A 12,064-nucleotide genomic window follows, 5' to 3' on the forward strand; every position below is an offset into this window, starting at 1 on the left:
AAAGTGTCGTTGGGTATAGTGGTGGTGGTGGCGCTACTGACTATCTACGGGGCGCTGGTATAGAAAGCAAAAAAATCCGGCCCTTGAGCCGGATTGTTGACTGTAAGGTGATTGCTCAGGCAGCAGGGCCGTCATGGATAGCGAACCATCCTTCGATCAGATTACCTACGCTACTGCCAACCCAGCTTCCGATCTGTTTGCCCATATAGCCGGTGGCTTTGGCTACCAGCGTCGACATAACCGGAATAGTCGTCAGGATGCCAATCGCTCCCAATAAACTCGCCAGCCTGCGCGCCTACTCACGTGGTGGTGTCGGCAATGATACCTGCGCCGTTACGGCATTAACTCCCTGGTTTGTCAGCTCTCTCATCAGTAATCTCCCTATAAAATGGTTAACAAGCCAACAAAGTTATAAAGGGATTTAACGCCGTCCACTATTTAAGATGAGCAAAGGAAACGTTTGTTTGACGGCTGTCAAATGGCCGCCTTTGTTAATCCTGTGCTGCGGGTGGGATGCCAAATACCGGCATGCCATCGCTATCCCAGGTAAAGGTCTTAATACAGGTGTGCCGGTTCGGATCGTAAAGCGGATCGCCTTCGATTTCCGTGTAGTTTCTCGCATGATAAACCAGCACGTCCTCGCCCTGTTCCGTTACCGTAAAGCTGTTGTGGCCTGGCCCAAACTGCCGGTTTTCCCAGCTGGTTTTAAAGACCGGCTGAGGTGACTTCTGCCAGTTTTCCGCGTTCATGGGATCGGCATCGATATCGATCCACAGCAGCCCCATACAGTAATTTTCATCCGTCGCACTGGCCGAATAGCTGACGAACAGGCGGTTGCCGTGACGGATAACTGCCGGCCCCTCGTTGACGCTGAAGCCAACGCATTCCCAGTCGAACTCAGGCCGACTCAGCATCACCGGTGCGCTTTTCAGCGACCATGGCGTGGCCAGTTCAGCAAGATACAGATTGGAATTGCCAGGGATAGCCGGGTCCTTCTGCGCCCACAGATACCAGTTCTTGTCCTGATGGACAAAGTGAGTCGCATCCAGCGCAAAGCTATCAATAGGCGTCACGACCTGTCCGCACTCTCGCCAGGTCCCGGTCAGCGGATCGTCATCATGGCAGGCGAGAGCGAACATGCGGTGCTGAAACAGACCCTCTTTAATTTCTCTGGTTGGCGCGGCGGCAAAATAGATAACCCAGACGTTATCAATAAAATGCAGTTCTGGCGCCCAAATCAGCTCGCTCATTTCGCCGCTGGCGTGCTTTTTCCAGACCACTACGGCTTCGGCTTCCGCCAGGCCGGTTAACGTCGCGGCGCGGCGTAGCTCAAGCCGATCGTATTCGGGCACGGAGGCGATAAAATAATAATACTGTCGGTGGTGCAGAATAAAGGGATCGGCACGCTGTTCAATAAGTGGGACCGGCCAGTGACTGCTCATGCTCCTGTTCCTTCTGGTTTAACGGGCGCTTTGCCGTGTTGATAATCATTGAGTTCGCGAAAATTATGACGGCGCTGTTCCAGATCCAGCTGGATTTTTTGCATGGTTGGGCGGTCAACTTTCAGCAGCCTGACCACACCAGCGGTAATCAGATAACCGACGCCTGGAATAAGGGTAAACAGCAGCGTAATGCCGTTGATCGCGACTGCTGACTGAGCTTTTGCGCCCGCATCGTAGCCGTAAAAAGAGAGCAGGAAGCCTACCATCGCACCCGCTACGGCCAGGCCGACCTTCAGGAAAAACAGGTTGCCTGAAAAACTGATCCCGGTAATGCGCTTGCCGGTTTTCCATTCACCGTAATCATCCACGTCCGCCATCAGCGACCAGTGCAGCGGCGAAGGAATTTGGTGCAGGATGTTCAGCAAGAAGTACATCACGGCAATCAGCACCGTCGCGTGCGGATCCAGAAAATAGAAGCCGGAGGAGAAGACCGCCAGGATAATATTGGTCCAGAAGAAGACTTTCAGCTTACACCAGCGGTCGGTCAGCACTTTTGCCAGCGTGCTGCCCAGCATCATCCCTATTACGCCCAGGCTGATAAACAGCGTGGCGAAATGGGTGGACTGGCCCATCACCCAGGTCACGTAATACATGGTAGCCGCCATACGGATAAAACCGGGACAGACATTGCAAAAGGTCAGCAGCAGGATGCGCACCCACTGATCGTTTTTCCAGACGTCTCGCAAATCGGATTTTAAATCGCTGTTGCTCGGCACGGCAGGGTGGATACGCTCGCGCACCGTAGCAAAGCAAAACAGGAACATGCAGAGGCCGATAAAGGCCAGCACGCTCATCGCCATCTGATAGCCGCGCGCTTTATCTTCACCGCCAAACCATTCCGCCATCGGCAACAGAGAAAGCGACAGGATCAGCGTGGCGATGCCGACCATCACAAAACGGTAAGACTGGCAGGAGACGCGCTCGCCAGGGTCGTTGGTAATCACGCCGCCCAGCGAGCAGTAGGGAATATTGATAGCGGTATAGGTTAACGACATTAAAAAATAGGTGGCGAACGCGTAGATAACCTTATTGTCATAGGTCCAGTCCGGCGTGGTAAACATCAGCACGCTGAACAGCACGTAGGGAAGGGAAATCCACAGCAGCCAGGGGCGAAAACGTCCCCAGCGGCTCTGCGTTCTGTCGGCCAGCGCCCCCATAATCGGATCGGTAACCGCATCCAGCACGCGCACGGAAAGCAGGAGAACGCCAACCAGCGCGGGCGCAAGGCCAAAGACATCCGTATAAAAATAGTTAAGGAAAAGCATGATTGCGCCGCCAATCATATTGCAGCCTGCGTCTCCCATGCCATAGCCAATCTTCTCTTTTACCGAAAGCGCCGCGCTTTTCATGGATAATCTCTCTTACAGGATGAAGTAAAGATTATCACTGGCTTAATAGCACCTTGCGCTGGCGCAAAAGGTCACAGAGATGGACAAAACGACTGTAACCGGAAAAGTGTGAGTAAGACGGCAATTCGTGGAGACTGCATCAGGAAGGTAAGAAAAGTTAAGGCGGGCTGGAGTATGAAGAGGTACAGCGAAAAGGGCGCCGAAGCGCCCCAATCAATCAGGCTTTTTGCAGACGATTTTTTAGCGCGTAACCAATAGCCAGAATGATAATCCATGGCGGAATAAGCCAGACCGAAATAGCCATACCCGGTGTCATCGCCATAACGATCAGAATACCGACCATAAACAGCAGGCAAATCCAGTTGCCGACAGGGTAGAGCAGCGCCTTAAAGCGAGTTTGCACGCCTTCGCGGTCTTTTGCCTGGCGGAATTTCAGGTGAGCGTAGCTGATCATCGCCCAGTTGATCACCAGCGCAGAGACGACCAGCGCCATAAACAGGCCCAGCGCCTCGCCCGGCATCAGGTAGTTCACCAGCACGCAAATTGCTGTCGTGGTGGCGGAGAAAGCCAGCGCCACATAAGGCACGCCACGGCGGTCAACCTTCAGCAGCGCTTTGGGGCCGTTGCCCTGACGAGCCAGGCCATAAAGCATCCGGCTATTGGAATAGACGCAGCTGTTGTAAACGGAGAGGGCTGCCGTTAAAAACACCAGGTTCAGCACGTTCGCTGCCAGGCTCTCGCCCAGATCGTGAAAAATCATCACAAACGGGCTGCTGTTGGCGGTGACTTTTGTCCAGGGATAGAGCGAAAGCAGCACGATAATGGAGCCGACATAGAAAATCAGAATGCGCCAGATGACCTGATTGGTCGCCTGAGGAATGCTTTTCTGCGGGTCGTCCGCTTCTGCCGCCGTGATGCCAACCAGCTCCAGGCCACCGAAAGAGAACATAATGATCGCCATCGCCATCACCAGGCCGCCCACGCCGTGCGGGAAAAAGCCGCCGATCGCCCAGATATTGCTGACTGCCGCTTCCGGACCGCCATGACCGCTGAACAACAGCCAGCAGCCGAAAACAATCATCGCTACGACGGCCACGACTTTGACAAGCGCCAGCCAGAACTCCATTTCGCCAAAGATTTTTACGCTGCTCAGGTTGATAGCGTTAATCAGGACAAAGAAAATGGCGGCAGCGGCCCAGGAAGGAAACGCGGGCCACCAGACCTGAATATACTGCCCGACGGCAGTCAGTTCCGCCATCGCTACCAGGATATAAAGTACCCAGTAGTTCCAGCCGGAGGCGAAACCGGCAAAGCTGCCCCAGTATTTATAGGCGAAATGGCTGAAAGACCCGGCAACCGGCTCTTCCACGATCATTTCACCCAGCTGGCGCATAATCATAAAGGCAATAAAGCCGCCAATGGCGTAGCCCAGTAGAACGGACGGGCCCGCCATTTTAATCGTTTGTGCAATCCCCAGAAAAAGACCGGTGCCGACGGCGCCGCCTAATGCAATAAGCTGAATATGACGGTTTTTCAGGCCGCGCTTCAGCATCTCGCCCTGCTGTTGTTCCATAGTGATCCTCTCGATCTCGTTATCGTACTAAGGGCGCGCTCGTGTCATCATTTTATTACGTTATCTGTACTTAAATGTTTACATAGCTAATCCCGCAAAAGCGGGCCTGCCTCTACTTTCGCGACAAGAATAATGATAAGCGGCAGGTAATGCACTCGCTTTCTGTTAAAGCCGGGATTGCCATAAAAAAAATCTGTTTTTGTGCCGTTTGTTTTTGTCACAAACGATTCACAAAGACGAATTGGTTTTACTTATGACGGCATGGACGCGGTGTGATAAATAACTGGCCGCCTTCAAAAAAGTTAATTTTTTTAACATTCTTTCTGCTGCGTTGAGCCGATTATAAGGTGTTAATTTGTGCTTATAAAACGAGACATGCGTCTGGTTTTGCGCCGTTGCCATATAGACATCAGGTGAATACTTTGTTACTTTACCGGCTCCTTTTTGCAATTGGTATGACCAATTTACTCGGGCAAACGGCACGAAGAAGGGATGATGGCCTACAGCAAAATCCGCCAACCAAAGCTATCCGATGCTATCGAGCAGCAGCTTGAGTCCTTGATTATGGAAGGGACGCTGCGTCCCGGTGAAAAGCTCCTTCCTGAACGCGAGCTGGCTAAACAGTTCGATGTCTCCCGTCCCTCTTTGCGTGAAGCTATCCAGCGTCTGGAAGCAAAAGGTTTACTGCTGCGCCGTCAGGGCGGTGGGACTTTTGTGCAAACCAATCTGTGGCAAAGTCTGAGCGATCCGCTGGTAGAGCTACTGGCCGAGCACCCGGAATCCCAGTTCGACCTGCTGGAAACGCGTCACGCGCTCGAAGGAATCGCGGCCTACTATGCGGCGCTACGGGGAACGGAAGAAGATCTGGAGCGGATCCGGGATTGCCATCTGCAAATCCAGACCGCGCAGGCGAGCGGCGACCTTGATGCCGAAGCCAATGCGGTTATGCAGTATCAGATAGCTGTCACAGAGGCGGCGCATAATGTGGTGCTGCTGCATTTGCTACGCTCAATGGGGCCAATGCTGCAACAGAACGTCCGACAGAATTTTGAATTGCTCTACTCGCGCCGCGAAATGCTGGCAAAAGTGAGCGGTCACCGCGCCAGTATTTTCGAGGCGATTGTGGCGCGCGAACCCGAAAAGGCACGCGAAGCCTCACACCGCCATCTGGCGTTTATCGAGGAAATATTGCTGGACAGAAGCCGGGAACAGAGCCGAAGAGAGCGCTCTCTGCGCCGATTACAGCAGCGTAAGGATTAACGCGTAACCATAACGCGACAACCACGAAGGGCCTGTCTCTCTGTGTTCTGCACTAAGCCAGAGCACAGAGAGACAGGCTCCAGACAATTCAACGTATTAGACACAGATAAGGAATACCCCCATGTCAGAACGTTTACACAATGACGTGGATCCGATTGAAACTCGCGACTGGCTACAGGCGATCGAATCGGTCATCCGTGAAGAGGGCGTGGAGCGCGCGCAGTTCCTGATCGATCAGGTGTTGAGCGAAGCACGCAAAGGCGGCGTAAAGGTAGCAGCAGGCACTGGGGCCAGCAGCTACGTGAACTCTATCGCCGTTGAGGACGAACCTGACTATCCGGGTAATACCTCGCTGGAACGCCGTATCCGTTCCGCGATCCGCTGGAACGCTATCATGACCGTTCTGCGTGCCTCGAAGAAAGATCTGGAGCTGGGCGGCCATATGTCTTCCTTCCAGTCCTCGGCCACTATCTATGAAGTGTGCTTTAACCACTTCTTCCGCGCGCGCAGCGAAAAAGACGGCGGCGATCTGGTCTATTTCCAGGGTCACATTTCGCCGGGCGTTTACGCGCGTGCCTTCCTGGAAGGCCGCCTGACCGAAGATCAGATGAACAACTTCCGTCAGGAAGTGCACGGCAAAGGCCTGTCCTCTTATCCGCATCCAAAACTGATGCCGGAATTCTGGCAGTTCCCGACCGTTTCTATGGGCCTTGGTCCAATCGGCGCGATCTATCAGGCGAAATTCCTTAAGTACCTTGAGCACCGTGGCCTGAAAGATACCTCGCAGCAGACCGTTTACGCCTTCCTGGGCGACGGCGAGATGGACGAGCCGGAATCCAAGGGCGCGATCACTATCGCCACCCGCGAGAAGCTGGACAACCTGGTGTTCATCATCAACTGTAACCTGCAGCGCCTGGACGGTCCGGTGACCGGTAACGGCAAAATCATCAACGAACTGGACGGCATTTTTGGCGGCGCCGGTTGGGAAGTGATCAAGGTTATCTGGGGCGGACGCTGGGACGAGCTGCTGCGTAAAGATACCAGCGGTAAGCTTATCCAACTGATGAACGAAACCGTTGACGGTGACTATCAGACCTTTAAATCTCGCGATGGCGCCTACGTGCGCGAGCACTTCTTCGGTAAATATCCAGAGACCGCCGAGCTGGTCAAAGACATGACCGACGACGAGATTTGGGCGCTGAACCGTGGCGGCCACGATCCGAAGAAAATCTACGCGGCGCTGAAAAAAGCACAGGACACCAAAGGCAAACCGGTGGTGATCCTGGCGCATACCATTAAAGGCTATGGTATGGGCGACACGGCGGAAGGCAAGAACATCGCTCACCAGGTGAAGAAAATGAACATGGATGGCGTCCGCTACATCCGCGATCGTTTCAACGTGCCGGTAGAAGATGACAAAATCGAAAGCCTGCCGTACGTCACCTTCGATAAAGAGTCTGAAGAGTACAAATATCTGCACGGCCAGCGCGAGAAACTGGGTGGCTATCTGCCGACGCGTCAGCCGAACTTCAGCGAGAAGCTGGAGATGCCTGCGCTGGAAGATTTCCGCCAGCTGCTGGACGAGCAGAACAAAGAGATCTCCACCACCATCGCCTTTGTGCGTGCCCTGAACGTGATGCTGAAGAACCAGTCGATCAAAGATCGTCTGGTGCCGATCATCGCCGACGAAGCGCGTACCTTTGGTATGGAAGGCCTGTTCCGTCAAATCGGTATTTACAGCCCGAACGGCCAGCAGTATACGCCGCAGGACCGTGAGCAGGTTGCCTACTACAAAGAAGATGAGAAAGGGCAGATCCTGCAGGAAGGCATCAACGAACTGGGTGCAGGCGCATCCTGGCTGGCAGCGGCAACGTCTTACAGCACCAACAACCTGCCGATGATCCCGTTCTACATCTACTATTCGATGTTTGGCTTCCAGCGTATCGGCGATCTCTGCTGGGCAGCAGGCGACCAGCAGGCGCGCGGCTTCCTTGTCGGCGGCACCTCCGGCCGTACTACGCTGAACGGCGAAGGGTTGCAGCATGAAGATGGTCACAGCCACATTCAGTCGCTGACTATCCCTAACTGTATCTCCTACGATCCGGCTTACGCTTATGAAGTTGCCGTTATCATGCATGACGGTCTGGTTCGTATGTACGGTGAAGCGCAGGAAAATATTTACTACTACATCACCACGCTGAACGAAAACTACCACATGCCTGCCATGCCGGCCGGTGCAGAAGAAGGTATCCGTAAAGGTATCTATCTGCTTGATACGGTAGAAGGCAGCAAAGGTAAAGTACAGCTGCTGGGTTCAGGCTCTATCCTGCGTCACGTCCGTGAAGCGGCTCAGATCCTGGCGAAAGACTACGGCGTTGGCTCTGATGTGTACAGCGTGACCTCCTTCACCGAGCTGGCTCGTGATGGTCAGGACTGCGAGCGCTGGAACATGCTGCATCCAACAGAAGAACCTCGCGTGCCTTACGTTGCGCAGATCATGCATGACGCACCGGCCGTGGCTTCAACCGACTATATGAAACTGTTCGCCGAGCAGATCCGTACCTTCATTCCAGCCAGCGATTATCGCGTACTGGGTACTGATGGTTTCGGTCGTTCTGACAGCCGCGAAAATCTGCGTCACCACTTTGAAGTGGACGCGTCTTACGTGGTGGTTGCAGCACTGGGCGAACTGGCTAAACGCGGTGAGATTGATAAGAAAGTGGTGGCAGAAGCGATCACCAAATTCAATATCGATGCCGATAAAGTCAACCCGCGTCTGGCCTAAGAGGTAAAGAGTAATGGCTATTGAAATTAAAGTACCGGACATCGGTTCCGACGAAGTGGAAGTCACCGAGATCCTGGTCAAGGTTGGCGATAAAGTGGAAGCCGAGCAGTCGCTGATCACCGTAGAAGGCGACAAAGCCTCTATGGAAGTCCCTTCGCCGGAAGCGGGCGTGGTGAAAGAGATCAAAATTGCCACCGGCGACAAAGTTGAAACCGGCTCGCTGATCATGATCTTCGAATCGGCCGATACGGCTGCAGCACCTGCCAAAGCGGAAGCGAAGGAAGAGAAGCCAGCTTCCGCGCCTGCCGCCAAAGCGGAAAGCAAAGAAGTCAACGTGCCGGACATCGGGGGTGATGAAGTCGAAGTCACCGAGATCCTGGTCAAGGTTGGCGACAAAGTTGCGGCCGAGCAGTCGCTGATCACCGTAGAAGGCGACAAGGCTTCTATGGAAGTGCCTGCGCCGTTTGCCGGTACGGTAAAAGAGATCAAAATCGCCGCCGGCGACAAGGTCAGCACCGGCTCGTTGATTATGGTCTTCGAAGCAGAAGGTGCCGCTCCGGCCGAAGCGCCGAAGCCAGCAATGAAAGAAGAAGCGGCAACGGCACCAGCGGCAGCCAGCGGCGCGAAAGAAGTCCAGGTACCGGATATCGGCGGCGACGAAGTTGAAGTCACCGAAGTGATGGTGAAAGTAGGCGATAAAGTGGCTGCCGAGCAGTCGCTAATTACCGTAGAAGGCGACAAGGCTTCTATGGAAGTGCCTGCGCCCTTCTCCGGTACGGTGAAAGAGATCAAAATTGCGGCCGGCGACAAAGTCAGCACCGGCTCGCTGATTATGATTTTTGAAGTGGAAGGTGCCGCACCGGCTCCGGCAGCCAAACAGGAAGCGGCCCCGGCGCAGCAGGAAGCCAAAGCGGCTCCGGCCGCTGCTCCGGCTCCGGCGAAAGCTGAAGCGAAAGGCGACTTCTCTGAGAACGATGCCTACGTCCATGCTACGCCGGTTATCCGTCGTCTGGCGCGCGAGTTCGGCGTTAACCTGGCGAAGGTGAAAGGAACGGGCCGTAAAGGCCGTATCCTGAAAGAAGACGTGCAGACCTACGTGAAAGACGCGGTGAAACGTGCTGAAACCGCACCGGCTGCTGCCAGCGGCGGCGGTCTGCCAGGCATGCTGCCGTGGCCGAAAGTGGACTTCAGCAAGTTTGGTGAAATCGAAGAAGTCGAGCTGGGCCGCATCCAGAAAATTTCTGGTGCTAACCTGAGCCGTAACTGGGTGATGATCCCGCACGTTACGCACTTCGATAAAACCGATATCACCGATCTGGAAGCGTTCCGTAAACAGCAGAACGCCGAAGCCGAGAAGCGCAAGCTGGACGTGAAATACACGCCGGTCGTCTTTATCATGAAGGCAGTTGCCGCGGCGCTGGAGCAGATGCCACGCTTTAACAGCTCGCTTTCTGAAGACGCGCAGACGCTGACGTTGAAAAAATATATCAACATCGGCGTGGCGGTCGATACGCCAAATGGCCTGGTCGTCCCGGTCTTTAAAGACGTGAACAAGAAAGGCATTACCGAGCTTTCTCGTGAGCTGATGGCGACGTCGAAAAAAGCGCGTGACGGTAAGCTGACGGCCAGCGATATGCAGGGCGGCTGCTTTACCATCTCCAGCCTTGGCGGACTCGGCACCACGCATTTTGCGCCGATCGTTAACGCGCCGGAAGTCGCTATCCTGGGCGTCTCCAAATCTGCAATGGAGCCGGTCTGGAACGGGAAAGAGTTTGCCCCGCGTCTGATGATGCCAATCTCTCTTTCCTTCGACCACCGCGTTATCGACGGTGCTGACGGTGCCCGCTTTATCACCATCGTGGGTAACCTGTTAGCCGATATTCGCCGACTGGTGATGTAAAAGTACTCTGGCCGGCGTATGCCGGCCTTTTTATAGCCGACTCTCGCTGTTTTAGTCGACAAGCTGTAGTGGTTTAGGGCAGGTTGTTTGCACTCTGTTAACAATTCTGTAAACTCTTGCCCTGAATACGAACCGGTGGATGGATATCCTCCAGTTAACTAAGAGGTCATGATGAGTACAGAAATTAAAACTCAGGTCGTGGTACTTGGGGCAGGTCCGGCAGGTTACTCTGCGGCTTTCCGCGCTGCTGATTTAGGTCTGGAGACCGTCATTGTTGAGCGTTACAGCACCCTGGGCGGCGTTTGCCTGAACGTGGGCTGTATCCCTTCCAAAGCGCTGCTGCACGTGGCAAAAGTCATTGAAGAAGCCAAAGCGCTGGAAGAACATGGCGTGGTGTTCGGCAAGCCGCAAACCGACATCAACAAAATCCGTACCTGGAAAGAAAAAGTCATCAACCAGCTGACCGGCGGTCTGGCAGGCATGGCGAAAGGCCGTAAAGTGAAAGTGGTTACCGGCGAAGCGAAGTTCACCGGCGCGAACACTATGTTCGTTGACGGCGAAAACGGCGGCACCACCATTAACTTCGATAATGCGATTATCGCTGCCGGTTCTCGTCCTATTCAGCTGCCATTCATTCCACATGAAGATCCACGCGTGTGGGATTCCACTGCCGCGCTGGAACTGAAAGAAGTGCCTGAGCGCCTGCTGGTCATGGGCGGCGGCATCATCGGTCTGGAAATGGGCACCGTTTATCACGCGCTGGGTTCTCAGATTGACGTGGTTGAGATGTTCGACCAGGTGATCCCTGCAGCCGATAAAGACGTGGTGAAAGTCTTCACCAAACGCATCGCGAAGCAGTTTAACCTGATGCTGGAAACCAAAGTGACCGCGGTAGAAGCCAAAGAAGATGGTATCTACGTCACGATGGAAGGCAAAAAAGCCCCTGCTGAACCGCAGCGTTACGACGCGGTGCTGGTGGCGATTGGTCGCGTGCCCAACGGCAAAGGCCTGGATGCCGGCAAAGCGGGCGTGGAAGTGGACGACCGCGGCTTCATCCGTGTCGACAAGCAGATGCGTACCAACGTGCCGCACATTTACGCTATCGGCGACATCGTTGGTCAGCCGATGCTAGCGCATAAAGGCGTGCACGAAGGCCACGTAGCGGCGGAAGTGATCTCCGGTAAGAAACATTATTTCGATCCAAAAGTGATCCCATCCATCGCCTACACCGAGCCGGAAGTTGCCTGGGTGGGTCTGACCGAGAAAGAAGCGAAAGAGAAGGGCATCAGCTACGAGACGGCGACCTTCCCGTGGGCGGCATCAGGCCGCGCTATTGCTTCCGACTGCGCAGACGGCATGACCAAGCTGATTTTCGATAAAGAGACGCATCGCGTGATCGGCGGGGCCGTTGTCGGCACCAACGGCGGCGAGCTGCTGGGTGAAATTGGCCTGGCTATTGAAATGGGCTGTGACGCCGAGGATATCGCATTGACCATCCACGCTCACCCGACGCTGCACGAGTCGGTAGGCCTGGCGGCAGAAATCTTCGAAGGCAGCATCACCGATCTGCCTAACGCGAAAGCGAAGAAGAAGTAAGCGCTACACGGTATTCGAAACGGCTCCGAAAGGGGCCGTTTTTTATTGGGCGCCCTTTCCCGCCTGAAGGCGTTGCCATGCCAGAAGAATGGGCTTGAG

The 12,064-nt window shown here is 54.5% G+C and carries 8 protein-coding genes; 4 read left to right on the forward strand and 4 right to left on the reverse strand.

Annotated features, from left to right (window positions below):
- Positions 1 to 115: 115 nt before the first annotated feature.
- The 4 genes from RTK32_RS11755 to RTK32_RS11770 all read right to left on the reverse strand — a co-directional run bounded on the left by RTK32_RS11755 (position 116) and on the right by RTK32_RS11770 (position 4,424).
- Entirely contained in the window at positions 116 to 274 is a 159-nt protein-coding gene (locus RTK32_RS11755) for a hypothetical protein (RefSeq protein ID WP_312044133.1), read from the reverse strand.
- A gap of 217 nt (positions 275 to 491) precedes the next feature.
- Positions 492 to 1,442 carry a family 43 glycosylhydrolase gene (locus RTK32_RS11760; protein WP_312044135.1) on the reverse strand — a complete coding sequence of 317 codons (951 nt, stop codon included), beginning with the start codon at positions 1,440 to 1,442 and terminating at the stop codon, positions 492 to 494.
- Positions 1,439 to 2,851 carry an MFS transporter gene (locus RTK32_RS11765; protein WP_312044137.1) on the reverse strand — a complete coding sequence of 471 codons (1,413 nt, stop codon included), beginning with the start codon at positions 2,849 to 2,851 and terminating at the stop codon, positions 1,439 to 1,441. The genes RTK32_RS11760 and RTK32_RS11765 overlap by 4 nt, the downstream gene beginning before the upstream one ends.
- Positions 2,852 to 3,068: 217 nt before the next feature.
- The gene (locus RTK32_RS11770) at positions 3,069 to 4,424 is read right to left on the reverse strand and encodes an amino acid permease (RefSeq protein ID WP_312044139.1); all 1,356 of its coding nucleotides are present in this window, start codon (positions 4,422 to 4,424) and stop codon (positions 3,069 to 3,071) included.
- A gap of 495 nt (positions 4,425 to 4,919) precedes the next feature.
- On the opposite strand from RTK32_RS11770, the gene pdhR reads away from it, so the two are divergent.
- The 4 genes from pdhR to lpdA all read left to right on the forward strand — a co-directional run bounded on the left by pdhR (position 4,920) and on the right by lpdA (position 11,965).
- Entirely contained in the window at positions 4,920 to 5,684 is a 765-nt protein-coding gene (gene pdhR / locus RTK32_RS11775) for a pyruvate dehydrogenase complex transcriptional repressor PdhR (protein ID WP_312044146.1), read from the forward strand.
- A 121-nt stretch (positions 5,685 to 5,805) separates the two neighbouring features.
- Positions 5,806 to 8,469, forward strand: a complete 2,664-nt coding sequence (gene aceE, locus RTK32_RS11780; RefSeq protein ID WP_312044141.1) for a pyruvate dehydrogenase (acetyl-transferring), homodimeric type — start codon at positions 5,806 to 5,808, stop codon at positions 8,467 to 8,469.
- A gap of 13 nt (positions 8,470 to 8,482) precedes the next feature.
- Positions 8,483 to 10,369 carry a pyruvate dehydrogenase complex dihydrolipoyllysine-residue acetyltransferase gene (gene aceF / locus RTK32_RS11785; RefSeq protein ID WP_312044142.1) on the forward strand — a complete coding sequence of 629 codons (1,887 nt, stop codon included), beginning with the start codon at positions 8,483 to 8,485 and terminating at the stop codon, positions 10,367 to 10,369.
- Between the two features lie 171 nt (positions 10,370 to 10,540).
- Positions 10,541 to 11,965 (forward strand): dihydrolipoyl dehydrogenase, encoded by a 1,425-nt coding sequence (lpdA, locus tag RTK32_RS11790; RefSeq protein WP_312044144.1) that lies wholly within the window; start codon positions 10,541 to 10,543, stop codon positions 11,963 to 11,965.
- The last annotated feature ends 99 nt before the right edge of the window (positions 11,966 to 12,064 follow it).

The sequence above is a fragment of the Erwinia sp. genome (assembly GCF_031978025.1).
Taxonomy (GTDB): Bacteria; Pseudomonadota; Gammaproteobacteria; order Enterobacterales; family Enterobacteriaceae; genus Erwinia.